This window comes from Streptomyces sp. NBC_00654, assembly GCF_026341775.1.
In the GTDB taxonomy this organism is placed as follows: domain Bacteria; phylum Actinomycetota; class Actinomycetes; order Streptomycetales; family Streptomycetaceae; genus Streptomyces.
On the sequence record NZ_JAPEOB010000001.1, the window covers coordinates 721,691 to 739,020 of the forward strand.

Consider the following 17,330-nt stretch of genomic DNA (forward strand, 5'->3'; position numbering starts at 1 on the left):
CGCGTTCCCTACAGGGGGCGCCGGGAGACCCGCCACAGGGCGAAGGCCATCATCAGCGCCGTACCGGTGAGCAGGATGCCCGCGCCGGTCCACTGCATGGCCGCCATCTGGTCGTAGTCGAGGTACTCGATGACGCTGTTGACGATGCCCTTCTCCTTGATGCACGCGTCGGTGGCCTTCTCGGTCGCCTCGGCGCAGGAGCCCCAGCCGTAGAGGGTCCCGTCGGCGCTCGCGACCCATCGGTCCACCTCGTACGACTCGGCGAAGCGGGCCGGGAGTTCACTGTCCAGCGGGTAGGTGAACAGATGGGTCGGAGCCAGGTGCAGCCGGAGCTCGCCCCAGAGGATCTGCACGGCCGCGGAGAAGACGAAGGTGACCACCATCGAGGCCAGGACGCGGCGCAGCAGCACGCCGATGGTGATGCCGGCGGCGGTGAGGAAGAGACAGAGCGCCGGGAGCACGGGTCCGGTGTTGTCGAAGATCGAGCCCTCCACCCAGGTACTGGAGAAGACCGAGCGGTAGGGCTCCCACCACCAGGTGAAGAGCGCGGAGAGCACCGCGCCGGCCACCACGGCCACGGCCAGGCACCAGACGATCTTGACGGTCAGCCAGCGCAGGCGGGTCACGGACTGGGTGGTGGCCAGCTGGGCGGTGCCCTGCTCCTGGTCGGCGGCGATCAGGGGGGCGCCGAAGAACACGGCGAGGATCACCGGCAGCGCGCCCAGCAGGGTGGAGAGGTAGTTGTACTGGTCCCCCAGGGGCTGATCGGGGGCGGGCTTCCCGGGCCAGCCCGCGTCGTCCAGCAGCTGGATCAGCTCGGCGCGCTGGTACACGATCAGGGCCGAGCAGAGAAGCACCAGCGCGAGGACGGAGGCCAGCGCGGCACGGTGCTGGCGTACCACCAGCCAGCTCAGCCCGCGCAGTATCCGCGGCCGGTCGGTCCGTTGGGTACGGGAGTCGGTCAGGGTGGCGCTCATGCGGTCTTGGTCCCTTCGGCCTCGATACGGGCGCCGGGCGTGTACAGCGAGGGCGCGTCCGGTGAGCGGAGATGGGCGAGCAGTACTTCTTCCAGACTGGGTTCGGAGATCTGCCAGTCGCCGGAGAAGGGGCCCTTCGGCCGGACCAGGGCGTGGAACTGCCGTCCCTGGATCTTCGCTTCGACCACGGTGTGCGGGGCGAGCGCGGAGGGCAGCGCCCCGTCCTCGGTGACACCCGTGACCAGACAGTGGGCCGGGACCAGCGCGTCGGCGTCACCGGCCATCCTGATCCTGCCGTCGGCGAGGACCAGCAGGTAGTCGCACATGTCCTCCAGCTCCGTCAGCATGTGGGAGGACATCACCACGGTGGTGCCGCGCTCGACGGCCTCCGCCATCAGCAGCGTGCTCATCTCGTCGCGGGCCAGCGGGTCGAGGTCCGACATCGGCTCGTCCAGCAGCAGCAGATCGGGCCGCTTGCCGAAGGCGAGCGCGAAGGCGACGCGGGTGCGCTGGCCGCCGGAGAGCGTGCCGACCCGGGCGTCCATCGGGACCTGGCCCGAGCGGACGATCCGTTCGGCCGCCGCCTGGTCCCAGCCGGGGTTGAGCTCGCTGCCCATACGCAGTGTCTCGGCCACGGTGAACCGCTTGAACAGGGGCTTGTCCTGCCCGAGGAAGGCGAATCTGGGCAGCACGGCGGGGTCCCGCACGGGGATGCCGAAGACCCGGAGCTCACCGTCGGTCGGCTGCACCTGCCTGGTGGCCATGCCCAGCAGGGTGCTCTTGCCCGCGCCGTTGGGGCCGACGAGACCGCAGATCCGGCCGGCCGGCAGCCGGAAGGAGCAGTCGCGCAGGGCCCAGCCGCGCCGGTATCGCTTGCCCAGGCCGCGGGCCTCCAGGGCCCAGGTGCCCGAAGTCCCGTCCGGGGTGCTCGTGTCCGCCACGCGCCTCGCCTCGATTCCACTAGTCAACTAATGGAATCATGGAGTCGGGGATGAGGGCGTGTCAAACAATGGGCGGAGAACGCGCGAGGCGCCGGCCGAGGACCCCCCTGGGTACCTTCTCGGCCGACGCCTCGTGCGGTGGTGCCGTGTTATCGCGTCCAGGGCAGGTCCGGGTCCGGCTCGTCCGTGTCCGTACCGGTGCCGGGCTCGGTGTCGCCGGACGCCGCGTCGGGGGTGACCGCGGCCGTGACGGTGAGCGAGGACGGGGACGGGGAGGGGCCGGGGCCGGTCCAGGGCAGGTCGTCGTCCGTGCCGTTCGTCGCGGTGAGCGTCGCGCCGGCCGTCGGGGCCGCCTTCGTCCAGGGCAGGTCGTCGTCCGTTCCGGCGTTCGCCGTACCGGCGAAGAGCAGGACGTTCAGGCAGGCCGCACCGATGACCGCCGCGAAGAAAGTTCTGTTCTCACGCATTCTTGAGATCCCCCTCGATTGCTGCTTCGTTCGTTCTGGTCAAACCGTACCCCACCCAATTTTTGACTACATTTTTCTACGATTTCCTGCGGGGGAACCCTCGCGAAAATGTGGCGAAAGAGGGGGGAGCTAAGCTCCCCCCGAGAAGCCGGTGGAATGCGAAGCACTTTCCTCCAGTGCCGCCTGCTTCGGCAGTGACGTGAGATTCAAGGGAACGGTTCGGTCCATGCGTGGTGTGGGGGAACGCCGTGGCGCGGAGGGGGAATGGCATGCTCAAGGAGATCGGGCTCGGTCAGGATGCGGAATACGCCTATCGCACTCTGCTGAAGGAACCGACCGCAGAGGTACAGGTGCTGGCGGAACAGTTCGGCTGGTCCGTCGACCGGGTTTCCACCGCACTCGCCGAGCTTTCCGAGCTTTCGCTCGTACGGCCGTCCTGGGAGAATCGCGGAAGTTCGCGTCCGGTGGATCCCGAACTCGGACTCAAAATGCTGATCCAGTCCCAGGAAATGGAACTCCTGAAACTCCAGCAGACGCTTTCGGAGAGCAAGCTCGCGGTGGCCCGGCTGATCGCGGACTACCGGGACGAGGAGGACCGGTTCGCCCCCAGCACGGTCAAGCTGGCGAGCGGCCCGGACGCGGTCCAGGCCTGTATCGAGAGGATCAGCCATGAATGCCACGACGAGGTCGAGGTGTTTCTCCCGGGCGGCGCCCAGCCGGCGGTGAGCCTGCAGGAGTCCCGGCCGCTGGACCTGATGCTGCTGGAGCGCTCGGTGCGGGTCAGGTGCGTCTATCTGGACAGCATCCGCAACGACCGGCCGACCAGTGAGTACGCCCAGTGGCTCGGTGAGCAGGGCGGGCAGGTCAGGACCGTTCCCCAGCTGCCGCTGCGGATGATCATCTGGGACCGGCGGGTGGCGCTCGTCCCGGTGGACCCGCTCGACCAGGACCGGGGCGCGTTCCTGCTGTCGAGCCCGGGGCCGGTCGCCGCGCTCCAGGCGCTGTTCGAGCAGGTCTGGCAGATGGGGTCACGCTTCGGCGAGGAGCGCGAGCGCGACCGCTGCCGGAACTCCGACGGCGCTCCGGCCGATCAGGAGGCCGCCGTCCTGGGGCTGCTCGCCGCCGGGCTCACCGACGAGGTCATCGCCCGGAAGCTCGGGGTGTCCGTCCGCACCAGCCGCCGGATCACCGCCGAGCTGATGAGCAGGCTGGGCGCCCGGAGCCGGTTCCAGCTGGGCGCGCTGGCGGCGCAGCGCGGCTGGCTGACGGTGTGAGGGTCCGGGGACGCGAGTGGGCCCCGGGCAACCGCCCGTGACCGCCGCGGCCCGGTTCCGGTCCCGAGGCGGATGCGCGGCGGGGCCGGAACCGGGCAGGAGGCATGCTCACCGTTCGGGCGGATGAGCGGGCCGGCCGGTCAGTGGAACCTGGTCAGTCCACCTCCAGGGTGACGTCGTCCACGACGAAGGAGGTCTGGAGCGACTGGTCCTCCACACCCGTGAACTTCAGGACGACCGTCTGTCCCGCGAACTCCCCGAGGTCGTGGGTCTTGTGCGCGTACCCGGCGGCGCTGTCGGTGTTCGACAGGGCGGCCAGCGTCCTGCCGCCCGCCGTCACGGCGAGGGTGTCGTAGGCGGTGGCCTCCGTCTCGGCGGTGTCGATGTGCACGTAGTACGAGAGCCGGGCCGAGGTGCAGCCGGCCGGGATGGTCACACTCTGGGCGGCGCTGTCGGTGCGCGGGGAGCCCCAGCCGTTCAGCCAGGCCGAGAACGAGCCGCTGTGCGGCGTCTGGCCCGGCTGGTCGGTGATCACGCCGGAGGTGGTGGTCCACGGCGAACCGCCGTTCTCGAAGCCACCGTTGACGACCACCTGCGCCGGGGTGCAGCCGCTGCCGCCGCCGACGGTCAGGGTGTACGCGGTGCTGTGGCTGACGTTTCCGGCGGCGGTGACCGTCAGGGTGTATGTGCCCGGCGTCACCGAGGCGCCGACCTGGACGGAGAGGGTGGCCGTATCGCCGGTGCGCACCGAGGCCGGACTCACCGCGGCGCTCACGCCGGCGGGCGCGCCGCCGACCGAGAGGTTCACGGTCTGGGCGGCGCCGCCGACCGTCGTGGTGTTCACCGTCGCGGTGGCGGTGCCGCCCGGCTCGGCCTTCCCGGCGGCCGGGCTGACGGTGACCGAGAAGTCCTGCGCCGGGGTGTCGCCGCCGACGGCCTGCTTCCAGATCGTGTAGGCCACGCCGTCGGCGCTGCGGTCCAGCACCGTGGCGTTGATGTTGTTCGTCGTGTCACAGGCGCTGTGGTAGCAGGAGTCGTACGCGACGTTCGCCGAGCCGCCCCACTTGGCCGCCTGCGCCGAGGTCTTGCGGGCGTTGGCCCCTGCCGCGTACCCGGAGGTCGCGATGCCGGCCTGCTGGAAGGAGTAGTCGTCGCTGCGGCCCTGGCCCTCGGTGTTCTCCTCGGGCGCCAGACCGAGCGAGGTCCAGTACGCCTTCATCGGGGCGGCGGCGGCCGAGTTGACGTTGTTGATGAAGTAGCCGCCGTTGGTCGAGCCGACCATGTCGAAGTTGTAGTACGCCTTGATGGCCGTGCGCTCGGAGCTGGAGAGCCGGTTGACGTAGAACTCCGAGCCGTTGAGCCCCTGCTCCTCGTCGGTCCACCAGGCGAAGCGGACGTGCTTCGTCATGGTGGGGTTCTTCTGGGCCAGCACGAGCGCGTTCTCCAGCAGGGTCGCCGAGCCGGAGCCGTTGTCGTTGATGCCGGGTCCGGCCGAGACGCCGTCCAGGTGGGAACCGAACATGACCGTCTGGTCCGCGGGGCCGCCCGGCCAGTCGGCGATCAGGTTGTTCGACGGGTAGGTGCAGCTGGTGCAGGTCTGCTCGGTGACCGTGTAGCCGGCCGCCTGGAGCCTGGACTTCACATAGGCCAGCGACTGGGTGTACCCGGCGCTTCCGGCCCGGCGGTTGCCGCCGTTCGCCGAGGCGATGGAGCCCAGCTGGCCGAGGTGCGCCCGGACGGCGGCCACGTCGATGTTCGGCGGGTCGGTGCCCGGCTGGGTGCCGCCGACGTTGAGCGTGTAGTCGACGGTGTGCGACAGGCTCGCGCCCTGGCCCTTCACGACGACGGTCGTGGAACCGGGCGCGGCGTTGGCCGAGGCGGTCAGGGTCAGTGTCGAGGACTGGCCGGACTGCACGGTGGCGGGGGAGAACGCGGCGGTGACCCCGGACGGCAGCCCGGTGGCGCTCAGTGTGATCTGCTGCGCCTGCCCGGTGGTGGTGCCGGTGGTCACCGAGGTGCTGACCGAGGCGCCCTGCTGGACGCTGCCGGAGGCCGGGGCGAGGGCCATCGAGAAGTCGTTGTTCTGGCCCGAGGGCGTACAGGCCGGGTCGGCGGTCTGGGCGGGCACGCTGATCGCGTCCCAGGCGGCCTTGGTCTTCGTGTGCAGACCGCAGGTGGCATCGAGCGCCTTGGCCGAACTCAGCGTCGCCGTCCGGTACTTCTTGTACGACATGCCGCTGGTCTTGAGCAGCATGCCCCCGTAGAAGATCTTGCCGGCCGTGGTGATGCCCACACCGGTCAGCGTGGAGCCGTTGCAGGTACTGCTGTTGGGCTTGCCGCCACCGGGGCTGGTGCCCTCGGCGAGCAGATAGAACCAGTGGTTGAGCGGTCCCGCCGCCGCGTGCGTCTCGGTGCCGGGGATGGCGGAGCTGTAGCAGGCGGGGTCGTTGTTGACGGCCGGCGGGTTGTACATGTTGCGTATCGGCCCGCGGCCCTGGAGGTCGACCATCTCGCCGACGGTGTAGTCCGGGACGTCGTACGGAGCGGGCTGGCCGGCGTACGACTCGGTGAGCGCGCCGAAGATGTCGCCGGTGGCCTCGCCGAGACCGGACTCCTGGCCGCTGGTGCCGCCGGGGGTGTTGGTGTCGATGGCGTGCCCGTACTCGTGGGCCACCACGTCCATGCCGGCTATCCACTGGTTCGTGCTGTTGCGGCCGATGGTGACCTGGCTGCCGTCCCAGTAGGCGTTCAGCTCGTTCAGGCCGACCTTGCCGGGGAAGGAGCGGCCGTTGCCGCTGACGCCGTTGCGCCCCAGCCAGTCCTTGAGCATGTCCCACTGCTTCTGCGCGGCGAACATCAGGTCCACGCAGCCGGTTTCCTTGGAGGTGGGGTTACCGGTGCCCCAGGAGTCGGAGGACTTCGAGAAGACCTGGCCGGTGCTGTAGTCGGCGCAGCTCAGCCCGGGACGGTTCGGATCCCGCAGCGAGTAGGAGCCGCCCGACGCGGTGGTGTCGATGGCGAGCGGAGCGGGACCGTTCCACTTGCTGTTCCCGGTGCCGGCCACCACCTCGTCATGGGTGTCGAGAACCTTGCCGGTGCGCGCGTCCACGTAGACGTGCAGCTTGCTGGGGGCGCTCCCGGTACGGCCGGCCAGCACGGTCTCCCAGGCCAGAGCCTGCCGCCCGTCGGTGATCTTCACCACCAGCCGGCTGTCCACGACCTTGTCGACCCGGGCCAGCCTGGTACGGGCGACCGCCTCGGCGCGTCCTGCGCTGATCCCCGGATCGGTGGCCACGTCCACCTGCCGGTCGTCGGCGGACCGCACCGCGCGGACGTCGCCCTCGCCGTCGGCCAGCACCACCGCGTCACCGCCCACGACCGGCAGGCCGCGGTAGCTGCGCTCGTAGGCGACCGAGTAGAGGCCCTTCAGCCAGGGGGTGACCCGGCGCCGTTCGTACTGCTCCTGCGGCGCGTTGACCAGCGAGTCGAGGCCGCTGCCGACGGCCCTGTCGGCGGCCTCGACGGCCCGCGCGGCCGGATCGGCGGCGGCGGCGGTTCTGGCCTGGGGTGCGGCCGCGGCGGCCGTCTGCGTCACGACGCCGGCGAGGCCGGCCGTCAGTGACAGCGTGGCCGCGACGGCCGTGAGTCTGATGGATCGCACGGGTTCACTCCAAGGGGGAGGAGGACGAGCGGGTCAGCAGTGCGCTGCCGAGTATGAGCGTGAACATGGCAAAGGGGCCCATCTCTGTCGGCCATAAGGCGCGAGTATGGGGCGGGCCGGGCACGGCGGCACCCGGCGGCGCGTGGGCATGACGGCGCGTGGGCGTGGCGGCGCGTGGGCACGGGGCGCGTGGGCACGGGGCGCGTGGGCACGGCGGCGCGGCGCGCACGGCGGCTCGCCGCGCCCGGCTGCGCTCAGCCGGGCGCGGGCAGGTAACTCCCTTATGCGGAAAGGGTGATGAGGGCGGTGGGGTCACCGCCCGTGGGCGCCGGTCGCAGGGGGGCGGGCCCCCGCGGGCTCAGCCGCGCAGGTAGGCCAGGACCGCGAGTACCCGGCGGTTCGTGGAGTCGGAGAGGCTGAGGTCGAGCTTGGTGAGGATCGAGCCGAAGTGCTTGCTGACGGTGCCTTCGCTGACCGTCAGGGCCGCCGCGATGGAGGCGTTGGACTTGCCCTCGGCCATCAGCGCCAGCACCTCCTGCTCACGGGCCGTCAGCCGTGACATGGGGTCGCGGCGGTGCCGGATCAGCTGCCTGACGACCTCCGGGTCGACCACCGTGGCGCCCTCGGCCACCCGGTGCAGGGCGTCGATGAACTCCTCGACGTTGCCGATGCGTTCCTTCAGCAGATAGCCGACGCCCGTCCCGTCCGACGAGTCGAGCAGATCCTCGGCGTAGGTGCGCTGCACATACTGGCTGAGCACCAGGACGGGCAGTCCCGGCCGCTGCCTGCGCAGCTCGACCGCGGCCCGCAGGCCCTCGTCGGAGAATCCGGGCGGCATCCGTACGTCCGTCACCACGATGTCCGGGCTGTGTTCGAGGACCGCCGCGGTCAGCTCCTCGGCGGTGCCCGCTCCGGCGACCACCTGGTGGCCGAACCGCTCCAGCAGGCCGACCAGGCCCTCGCGCAGGAGCACACTGTCCTCGGCCAATACGATGCGCAACATCAAGTCCTCGATCGGGCGGGTGAGCAGGGGACTTGAAGGCGGAACACGGTAGGACCCCCGGGCGGACTGGACACTAGCAGGTGTCCGCCGAGCACCGAGATGCGATCGGCGACACCCTGGAGGCCCGTGCCGTCGACCGTGTCGGCACCGCCGATCCCGTTGTCCTCGACCTCCACGGTGAGCCGGCCCTTCTCCGCCCGTCCGGTCACCTTCGCCCGGGTCGCGCGGCTGTGTTTCGCCACGTTCGCCAGTGCTTCGCAGATCGCGAAGTAGACGGCGGTCTCGATGGCTTCGAGCATCCGGCCGGGCAGATCGAAGCTCACGTCCACCGGGACCGCGGAACGGTCGGCGATGTCCTCCACCGCGGCCTCCAGGCCCCGGTCGGTGAGGACCTGCGGATGGATTCCCCGGATCAGCTCCCGGATCTCCACCAGCGCGACCCCCGCCTCCTCGTGCGCCTTGGTGAGCAGGCTGCCGAGCGGTTCGGCGGGGTTCTCCAGCCTGGCCAGGCCCAGCGTCATGGACAGCGCGACGAGCCGCTGCTGCGCCCCGTCGTGCAGATCCCGTTCGATACGGCGGCGTTCGGCCTCGAAGGCGTCCACCAGACGCATCCGGGAGCGGCCCAGCTCCTGGATGCGGGAGTCGAGCCCCGACTCCGGGATGGAGAGCAGCTGCCTGGTCAGTACGGCGCGGCCGGCGGCCAGCACCCCCAGCGGATAGGCGAGCAGTGGGAGGAGCAGCACACCGGCGAGCAGGGCGGCGAAGGCCTCCGGGTAGGAGTCGGCGATCCAGAGCTTGAGTACGCGGGCCTCCTCGTCGCCCCCCGCGGCCATCATCACGGGAGTGGCGATCAGACCGCCGCAGACGGTGAGGACCGTGCCGACGGCGAGCCCCTCAAGGGGCCACAGCAGACAGGCGAACAGCAGCGCGTAGCCCAGCTCCCGCCAGGTGGCCCGCTCCTGGAGCCGCGTACGCAGCCAGGAGGACAGCCCGGTGCTCCGCGGTTCGCGGTGCGGGCCGGGGATCGGATCGCGGTCCAGGAGCCGGAGCCTGCGGCGCTCCAGGGCGGCCAGCGGGATGCCGGTGAGGACGAGCGTGAGGAGCAGGGGCACGCCGATCAGGACCACCGTGAGCACGCTGCCCGCGATGGCCAGCAGAAGCAGCGTGGCCAGCGTGGCGATACCGAGCGGCACGCTGGTCAGCAGATAGAGCGCCGAGCGCCACGGCCAACTGCTGAGGACATAGCGGCGCTGCTGGAGTGCCTGCCAGAGGCTGGGGGAGTGCATGGGGGGCACGCTATGAGACCCCGTGCCCGCGGACCACCCAGCTGGCTCCACCCTCGGGGTGGGCACTGTCTCCCCCGGAAGAGTCCTCCCAGTTGCAATGTGCCGGACCCGGCTGGCCGGGTCTCCTTGAGGCAGTGGGCAGCCGACTGCTCCCGCCCCGCGCTTCGGGGCCGCGCCACATCGAGGGGACCCCCATGGACTGGCTCCAGACCCAGTTGTCCGCTGTGCCTGTCTGGCTGACGCTGGTCATCGTGTTCCTGCTGCCCACGATGGAGCCGGTGCTGCCGGTGTTGGGCATGCTGCTTCCTTCCCAGACCGCTCTGGTGGTGAGCGGGGTGCTCGCGCACCACGGCACGCTTCCGCTGGCGGGCGCGCTCACGGTCGCGGTGCTCGGTGCGGTGGCGGGCAATGTGCTCGGTCATCTCGTCGGACGGGTGTGGGGGGCCAGGATCGCCGCCGGGCTGCCCGACCGGGTCACGCAGTCGCGCAAGTACCGGGCCGCGTTGAGCGCGGTCAGTACCTACAGCGGGCGCGCGGTGCTGCTCGGGCGGTTCAACGTGGCGCTGCGCACGATGGTCCCGGTGATGAGCGGCACCGTACGGGTGCCCTGGCGGCGGTATCTGCTCTGGTCGGTCATGGGCAGCCTGCTGTGGGCCCCGGCGTGTGTGGTGCTGGGGCTGCTGGCGGGCAGTTCGTGGCAGGAGTGGGGCGGCTCCGGTGTGCTGGCGGGTGCCTCGGTGCTGCTGCTCGTCACCACCTCGCTCCCCGCGCTCGTATCGCTGCGGCGCGGTGCGGCGCGGGGGGCCGGTACGGAGGGGGCCGGTACGGACGGCTCCGGGGCGCCGGTTCAGAGGCGTCCGCTGATGAACGCCAGCAGTTCCGCCTCCGCCGGCACCAAGTAGAAGTGGTCGCCGGGGAAGACCCGGCTCTCGAAACCGGCCGTGGTGAGCGCCGACCAGGAGGCCAGTTCGGCCACGTCGCAGCCCGGGTCGCGGTCGCCGCCCACCGCGGTGACCGGTGACCGCAGCGGGGTCGTGTCCGTGGGCCGGTAGGACTCGATCAGCCGGTAGTCGCCGCGCAGGGACGGCATCAGCAGCGGCCGGAGGTCGGGGTCGTCGTACACGGCCGAGGCCATGTGGCCCAGGCGCCGGGCCGAGGCGATGAGCCGGTCGTCGTCCAGGGTGTGCAGGGTGCCGCCGCCGCGCTCGGTGTGGGGCGCGCCGCGCCCCGACACGATGACGCGGGCGGGGGCGATGCCGTGCCGGTCCTCCAGGCGGCGCGCCACCTCGTAGGCGACGGCGGAGCCGAGGCTGTGCCCGAACAGGAAGAGCGGCAGCCGCGGTTCACGGGTGACCACCGGCTCCAGCGCGTCGGTGATCCGGTCGGCCAGCTCGGTCATGTCCTCGATGCAGGGCTCGTTGAGCCGTTCCTGGCGGGCCGGGTACTGGGTGGCGAGCAGTTCCACATCGCCGGGGATGCGCCCCGGCCAGTGGTGGAACAGAGTCGCCGTGCCGCCGGCGTGCGGGAAGCAGACCAGCCGGGCCCTGACCCTCCCCGCTCGTCGATGTGTCCGGAACCAAGGGTTCCCTTTTTCGGCGTCGATGACCGTCACGCGAATTTCCACCTCTCCGGGCCCGTCCGGCCCGCCCTCGTGCACGTCATGATCCGGCCTTCAGGTGGCCGACGGACATCCTCGCGCGTGCAGGGTCCTGTCCGGGCAGGTTCCTGCCTTCCGGTTCCCTGCCTTTTCGGCACGGGTGCAGCCATCGTGCACAGGAGGGTGGAGCTATCTCCACCACCAAGATTCCGCTCCGCTCCGATGTCTCGGAAGCGCGGGCCCTATTGAGTGGACACCATGAATCAAGCAGCCGTCCGGCTCAGTTCGGTCACCCGGTCCTACGGCAAGGACGCCAGCGCGGTCACCGCGCTGGACCGGGTCAGCCTGGACATTCCCCAGGGCACCTTCACCGCCATCATGGGCCCGTCGGGCTCCGGCAAGTCGACTCTGCTCCAGTGCACCGCGGGGCTGGACCGGCCCACCAGCGGCCAGGTGTTCCTGGGCGACACGGACCTGACCCGGCTCAGCGAGACGAAGCTGACGCTGCTGCGGCGCAAGCGCATCGGGTTCGTCTTCCAGGCCTTCAACCTGCTCCCCTCGCTGACCGCCGAACAGAACGTGGCGCTCCCGCTGCGGCTCGCCGGGCGCCGCCCCAAGCGGGCCCAGGTGCTGGACGTGCTGGAGCAGGTGGGCCTGCGCGAGCGCGCCGGGCACCGGCCCAGCGAGATGTCCGGCGGCCAGCAGCAGCGGGTGGCCCTGGCCCGCGCCCTGGTGACCCGTCCCGAGGTGCTGTTCGGGGACGAGCCGACCGGCGCCCTGGACTCCACCACCAGCCGGGAGGTGCTGTCCATGCTCCGCTCGATGGTGGACCGCGGCCAGACCGTGATCATGGTGACGCACGACCCGGTCGCCGCCTCCTACGCGGACCGGGTGCTGTTCCTGGCCGACGGCCGGGTGCAGGACGAGCTGTACGCGCCGTCCGCCGAGCAGGTCGCCGCGCGCATGACGAAGCTGGCGGCGGTCCCGTGCTGAGCCTCGCACTGCAGGGCATGAAGACCCGCTGGGTCACCTTCGTCGGCTCCTTCATCGCCCTGGCCCTGGGCGTCGGGCTGATCGCCACCACCGGGCTCGCCCTCGCGGCCACCTTCAGCGCCCCGGACCGCGGCCCCGAACGGTTCGCCAAGGCCCCCGTCGTCGTCCAGGCCTCCGACCGGCTGCGGGTCGACACCCCGATCGGCATCCGGACCCAGCCGCTGGACAACCCCCGCCCGGTGCCGGAGGAACTGGCCGCCCGGCTGGCCGGTCTCGGCCGCACGGTCGAGGACCGGACCTTCCCGGTCACCGTCCGGGACGCGGACCTCGACGGCGACGGCGAGGGAACGGTCGGCCACCCCTGGTCGGTCGCGGGCTCCACCCCGTACCGGATCTCCGGCGGACGCGCCCCCTCAGCGCCCGGCGAGGTCGTCGTCACGGCCGGGCCTGGCGCCGATGTGCGCGCGGGGGACCGGATCGAGGTCGCCACATCGGCCGGCACCCGGACCCGGACCGTCGTCGGCACCGTGGCGACGGCGGGCTTCGAGACCGCCGTGTTCTTCACCGACGCGGAGGCCGCCAGGATCTCCCCGGCCATCGACGCCGTGGTGGTGCACGCGGACGCGGAGCGGGTGCGGGCGCTGGCGGGGGAGGGGACCGGCATGGTCGTCCTCACCGGCGACGACCGGCGCCGCGCCGACCCCGACCCGGACCGCGACGACGAGGCGATGGTCTCCGTCAACGCGCTGCTGGGCACCGCCGCCGCCATCACCGGATTCGTCTCCGTCTTCGTCGTCGCCTCCACGTTCTCCTTCGCCGTGGCCCAGCGCAGGCGCGAGTTCGGCCTGCTGCGCACGGCGGGCGCCACCCCCAACCAGGTACGGCGGATGGTGTACGCGGAAGCCGTCGTCATCGGCATCCTGGCCTCGGCCGCCGGCTGCTGGCTGGGCGCCGCCGGAGCGCCGCGCCTCGCCGCCTGGATGGTCGACGTGGAGATCGCGCCCCACTGGTTCGCCATCGGCGACCAGACCTGGCCCCTGCACACCGCCTTCTGGACCGGGCTGTTCGTGGCCATGGCCGGAGTGCTGGTCTCCTCCTACCGGGCCGGGAAGGTCGGCCCCACCGAGGCCCTGCGCGAATCGGCCGTCGACAGCCGGGCGATGCCGCTGAGCCGCTGGCTGATGGCCGTGCTCGTGCTGCTCACCGGACTCGGGCTGCTGGGCATGGCGCTGGTCTCCGACCCCGGGGACGTACTCAAGCGCAAGACCTACATCACCCAGCCGATGCTGCTGATCGTCGGGTTCGCCCTGTTCGCACCGGTCCTGGTCCGGCCGCTGACCCGGCTGCTGACCTGGCTGCCCGCCCAGCTGCCCGGCGCCACCGGCGTACTGGCCAGGGAGAACGCGGCCGCCGGGGTGCGCAGGACCGCCGCCGTGGCCGCCCCCGTCATCATCACCGTCGCCCTCGCCGCCTCCCTCATGGGGACGACGGCCACCATCAACGAGGCCAAGGCCACCGAGGCGCGCAACCACACCGTCGCCGACTTCGTGATCGCCTCGGGCGACGAGGGCCGGGCCCTGTCCGCCCGGTTCGTCGAGCGCGCCCGCTCCATCGACGGGGCCACCGTCAGCGCCTCGCGCTCCACCGGGGTGACGGTCCTCGAAGAGGGCACGGCCCTGGTCAAGTCCGAGGCGAAGGCGGTCACTCCGGCCGATCTCGCCGCCGTCTCCGACCTGCCCGTGGTGGCGGGCCGGCTCACCGACCTCGACGACCGGAGCATCGTCGTCAACGAGGAGTGGCTGACCACGACCGTGGGGCGGACGGTGTCCGTCTGGCTCGGCGACGGCCGCAAGGTCTCGCTCAAGGTCGCCGCCGTCCTCGGCACCGGTACCGGCAGCAACGGGGTGTATCTGACCCCGCGCAACGCCGCCGGCGCCGGGATCGACCGGATCGACGTCAAGGTGAAGGACGGCGCCGACCGCGCCGCCGTCGCCGCCGCCCTGCGCGAGGCGGGCGCGGCCACCGGCACCGAGGTGCTGACCAGGAGCGAGTGGGTGGAGAAGCACTACCCGCGCTCCAGCGAGAACACCCGGCTCGGCCTGCTGATGATCCTGGGCATCGCCCTCGTCTACACGGGCATCGCCCTCGCCAACACCCTGGTGATGGCCACCTCCGACCGGGTCCGCGACCTCGCGGTGCTCCGTCTCTCCGGCGCCACCAAGGCGCAGGTCCTGCGCCTGGTCGCGGTGGAGGCGCTGGTGGTGGTCGCGGTGGGAGCCGTGATCGGCGGCGCCGTGGCCGCGCTGAACCTGCTCGGGGTGTGGGGCGCGCTGGGACTGCTGGACGTGTGGTCGGCGGTCGTCGTGCCCTGGGGGACCGTCGGCGCGGTCGTCGCGGCCAGTGCCGTCCTCGCCACCGTCTCCGCCGTCCTGCCCGCCTCCTTCGCCCTGCGCACCCGGCCGGTCGAACTGGCCGGAATGCGCGAGTAGTCCGGGCCGACGGAAGGGCCCGCGGCGGCCCCGGGGCCGTCCGGGCCCCGGGTCCGTGAGCGGACATCATCAACGATCCTGAGAGGCAGAGCACGTTGACGAGCGACACCGGGGTGATGCTCCATGAGTTCCTGCGGTCCCCCATGCAGGTCGGCGCGGTGGCGCCGAGCTCGCGCAGGCTCGCTGCGGCGGTGACGGCGCCCGTACCCGAGGCCGGTGACCCCGTGGTCGTCGAACTCGGCCCGGGAACGGGCGCGTTCACCGGAATGATCCAGGAGCTGCTGGGTGGCCGCGGTCACCATGTGGCCGTGGAGATCAACCCCCGGCTGGCCGGCTCCCTGCGCAGACGCTTCCCGCGGGTCGAGGTGCTCACCGCCGAGGCCGCCGAACTGCCCCGGCTGCTCGCCGCGTGCGGGCACGGGTCGGCGGACGTCGTCATCAGCGGTCTGCCCTGGGCCTCCCTGCCGGAACGGACGCAGCACGAGACACTGTGCGCGGTGCGGGAGGTGCTCCCGGTGGACGGGGCGTTCACCACGTTCGGCTACGTCCACGCGATGCGGCTCGCGCCGGCCAGGCGGTTCCGCCGCATGCTCGGCGTGAACTTCGAGGAGGTCGTGGCGGGCCGCACCGTGTGGGGCAATCTGCCGCCGGCCTTCGTCTACCACAGCAGGCGTCCGCGCGACCTGGGTCCGATGCGCCGGCTGTCCGGGCACCGCCGCGCGGACTGCGCCTGCGCGGCGACGGGCGGGCCGGGCAACGGCTGAACCCCGCGGCCCGCGCCGGCGCCGGGCCCCGGAACCGAGTCCGCCGCCGCACCTCACAGGTGCGGCGGCGGACTCGGTGGTGCCGGGGGTGCGTCAGGCGGACGGCTCCGCCATCGCCACCGCGATCCTGCGCGGGCCGGTGAACGGCTCCCGGGCGTGCGCGGCGAGCATGTTGTCGACGACCAGGATGTCGTGGCGCTCCCAGTCGAACCGGGTACTGGCCTCCCGGTAGCACTGACGCAGATGCGCCACCACGTCGTCCGGGATCGGCGCCCCGTCCCCGTAGTACGAGTTGGTCGGCAGGTCCTCGGGCGCGAATATCTCCTCCAGGCCCTCGCGCACATCCGCGCCCAGCGTGCTGACGTGGAAGAACGTGATGTGGTTGAACCACACCGGCTCGCCCGTCACCGGGTGGCGGTGCACCGCGTCGCGGATCGCGGTGGTCCGCATCCCGCCCTCGGTGAACTCCACGCCGATGCCCTTGTCGCGGCAGTACGCGGCGACCGCGTCCCGGTCGTCGGTGTTGAACGCCTGCTGCCACGGGACCCCGAAGTCCTGGTGGAAGTTGCGCACCACCCGCCAGCGGCGCCGGGTGAACTCCTCCCGTACGTCCGGGTCGATGGCCGCGTACACCGTGCGGATGTCCGCGAGCGGGGTGGCGCCCAGGGTGATCGCCGGCTCGATGCAGAAGAAGTACAGCGTGTGCGGCCAGACGGCCTGGTAGGAGTTCTCGTTGTGCAGGAAGATCTCCTCGTCCGCCGGATAGTCGGTCGAGGTGTACACCTGCCCCTTGATGGTGCTGCGCGGGGAGGAGCGCTCCGCGTACGTCAGGGGCGGCATCCCGGACAGCGCGTGCACCGAACCGTTGAAGCCGTCCACCCCCTCGACCCGGAAGCCGCGCAGCAGCACGGCCCCCCGTTCGGTGAGGGCGGCACGCAGCTCGGGCCGGTTGCGGGCGATGAACGCGCTCACCTCGGTGTCCGGGCCCGGGGCCAGGAAGACGCGTGGCAGGTATCCGGGCAGGTCGGTGCCGGTGGGCAGGGTGAAAGCCGATGTCGTCATGATGCGCAGAGCTCCTTCAGGAGCGGAAGGGTTCGAGGACGGATTGGGAGCCGGGGTGCCGGGCCCCGGCGTCCGGGGCGTGCGGATCGCGCAGGAGGACCGGTCCGGTGGAGCCGGCCGGCCGGGCGAGCGCCACGAACAGACCCCGTTCGCCGGGCAGGTCCTGGACCAGCCAGTCGTCGCCGCCCGACGACTCGCCGCCGTGCACGACGAGGGGGCCGGGGTGCTCGGGCCGGACCTCCAGGGCCTTGAGGTCCGCGGTGATACCGGTACCGATTGCCTTCACTACCGCCTCCTTGCGGGTCCAGCACCGCAGGAAGGCGGCCTGGCGTGCGCCGTCGTCCGGCAGGCTGTCCAGATGGGCCAGTTCGGATGGGGACATGACCAGGGAGGCGGCGCCGGCCGGGCTTCCCGACCTGCCGTCCTCCACATCGACGCCGACCTGTCCCGAGGTGGTCACCGCGAGGGCCCAGTGCGGCCCCGCGTGGGAGAGGTTGAAGTCGAGGGCGGTGGGCGGCCCGATCACGACCGGTCTGCCGTGATCGGGGTCCGCGCACCAGGGACAGGGCTTCGTACCGAACCGGATCCCGGCCGGCGGCACCTCCAGGTACCGGGCCAGGACCCGGCGTACGGCGATGTGCGCGCCCGCGTACCGCAGCCCCTCGGCGGGCGGTCTGCGGCGCATCACCGCGCGCTCGGCGGCCGAGAGCAGCCGCAGATCGGCGGCCGGCGGGGCACCGTGAGTGGTGCCCTGCCAGACGTGCGTGCCGCCGCTGTCCCACAGTGCGCGGTACTCGCGCTCAGTGGTGTTCACCC

14 protein-coding genes are annotated in these 17,330 nt (G+C 71.8%); 5 read left to right on the forward strand and 9 right to left on the reverse strand.

Annotated elements, in window-relative coordinates; all coding sequences use genetic code 11:
- Positions 1-8 precede the first annotated feature (8 nt).
- The 3 genes from OHA98_RS03175 to OHA98_RS03185 form a co-directional block, all read right to left on the reverse strand.
- Positions 9-977, reverse strand: a complete 969-nt coding sequence (locus OHA98_RS03175; RefSeq protein WP_266922567.1) for an ABC transporter permease — start codon at positions 975-977, stop codon at positions 9-11.
- Positions 974-1,918: an ABC transporter ATP-binding protein gene (locus tag OHA98_RS03180; RefSeq protein ID WP_266922568.1), complete on the reverse strand. Its 945-nt coding sequence runs from the start codon at positions 1,916-1,918 to the stop codon at positions 974-976. The genes OHA98_RS03175 and OHA98_RS03180 overlap by 4 nt, the downstream gene beginning before the upstream one ends.
- A gap of 149 nt (positions 1,919-2,067) precedes the next feature.
- Complete coding sequence (locus OHA98_RS03185; protein ID WP_266922569.1) at positions 2,068-2,385, reverse strand: hypothetical protein; 318 nt, start codon at positions 2,383-2,385, stop codon at positions 2,068-2,070.
- 269 nt (positions 2,386-2,654) lie between these two features.
- On the opposite strand from OHA98_RS03185, the gene OHA98_RS03190 reads away from it, so the two are divergent.
- Positions 2,655-3,659, forward strand: coding sequence for a LuxR family transcriptional regulator (locus tag OHA98_RS03190; protein WP_266922570.1), 1,005 nt, complete (start codon positions 2,655-2,657; stop codon positions 3,657-3,659).
- A gap of 154 nt (positions 3,660-3,813) precedes the next feature.
- Here OHA98_RS03190 and OHA98_RS03195 read toward each other — a convergent pair whose 3' ends face one another.
- The 3 genes from OHA98_RS03195 to OHA98_RS03205 all read right to left on the reverse strand — a co-directional run bounded on the left by OHA98_RS03195 (position 3,814) and on the right by OHA98_RS03205 (position 9,609).
- Positions 3,814-7,320 (reverse strand): M28 family peptidase, encoded by a 3,507-nt coding sequence (locus OHA98_RS03195; protein ID WP_266922571.1) that lies wholly within the window; start codon positions 7,318-7,320, stop codon positions 3,814-3,816.
- 358 nt (positions 7,321-7,678) lie between these two features.
- Positions 7,679-8,323 carry a response regulator transcription factor gene (locus OHA98_RS03200; RefSeq protein WP_266922572.1) on the reverse strand — a complete coding sequence of 215 codons (645 nt, stop codon included), beginning with the start codon at positions 8,321-8,323 and terminating at the stop codon, positions 7,679-7,681.
- Positions 8,323-9,609, reverse strand: a complete 1,287-nt coding sequence (locus tag OHA98_RS03205; protein ID WP_266922573.1) for a sensor histidine kinase — start codon at positions 9,607-9,609, stop codon at positions 8,323-8,325. Before OHA98_RS03205 ends, OHA98_RS03200 begins: the two co-directional genes overlap by 1 nt.
- Positions 9,610-9,803: 194 nt before the next feature.
- Between OHA98_RS03205 and OHA98_RS03210 the strand changes: the two genes are divergently transcribed.
- Positions 9,804-10,511, forward strand: coding sequence for a DedA family protein (locus OHA98_RS03210; RefSeq protein WP_266922574.1), 708 nt, complete (start codon positions 9,804-9,806; stop codon positions 10,509-10,511).
- On the opposite strand, the gene OHA98_RS03215 is transcribed toward OHA98_RS03210, so the two are convergent.
- Positions 10,457-11,221, reverse strand: a complete 765-nt coding sequence (locus tag OHA98_RS03215; protein ID WP_323179502.1) for a thioesterase domain-containing protein — start codon at positions 11,219-11,221, stop codon at positions 10,457-10,459. The genes OHA98_RS03210 and OHA98_RS03215 overlap by 55 nt on opposite strands.
- 243 nt (positions 11,222-11,464) lie before the next feature.
- Between OHA98_RS03215 and OHA98_RS03220 the strand changes: the two genes are divergently transcribed.
- The 3 genes from OHA98_RS03220 to OHA98_RS03230 all read left to right on the forward strand — a co-directional run bounded on the left by OHA98_RS03220 (position 11,465) and on the right by OHA98_RS03230 (position 15,452).
- On the forward strand, positions 11,465-12,199 hold the full coding sequence (locus OHA98_RS03220) for an ABC transporter ATP-binding protein (protein ID WP_266922575.1): 735 nt from the start codon (positions 11,465-11,467) through the stop codon (positions 12,197-12,199).
- Positions 12,193-14,688, forward strand: coding sequence for an FtsX-like permease family protein (locus tag OHA98_RS03225; protein ID WP_266922576.1), 2,496 nt, complete (start codon positions 12,193-12,195; stop codon positions 14,686-14,688). Before OHA98_RS03220 ends, OHA98_RS03225 begins: the two co-directional genes overlap by 7 nt.
- A gap of 95 nt (positions 14,689-14,783) precedes the next feature.
- Positions 14,784-15,452, forward strand: a complete 669-nt coding sequence (locus OHA98_RS03230; RefSeq protein ID WP_266922577.1) for a class I SAM-dependent methyltransferase — start codon at positions 14,784-14,786, stop codon at positions 15,450-15,452.
- A gap of 93 nt (positions 15,453-15,545) precedes the next feature.
- On the opposite strand, the gene OHA98_RS03235 is transcribed toward OHA98_RS03230, so the two are convergent.
- Together OHA98_RS03235 and OHA98_RS03240 are read right to left on the reverse strand one after the other, a co-directional pair.
- On the reverse strand, positions 15,546-16,514 hold the full coding sequence (locus tag OHA98_RS03235) for a TauD/TfdA family dioxygenase (RefSeq protein WP_266922578.1): 969 nt from the start codon (positions 16,512-16,514) through the stop codon (positions 15,546-15,548).
- Between the two features lie 16 nt (positions 16,515-16,530).
- Complete coding sequence (locus OHA98_RS03240; RefSeq protein WP_266922579.1) at positions 16,531-17,328, reverse strand: 4'-phosphopantetheinyl transferase superfamily protein; 798 nt, start codon at positions 17,326-17,328, stop codon at positions 16,531-16,533.
- Positions 17,329-17,330 lie beyond the last annotated feature (2 nt).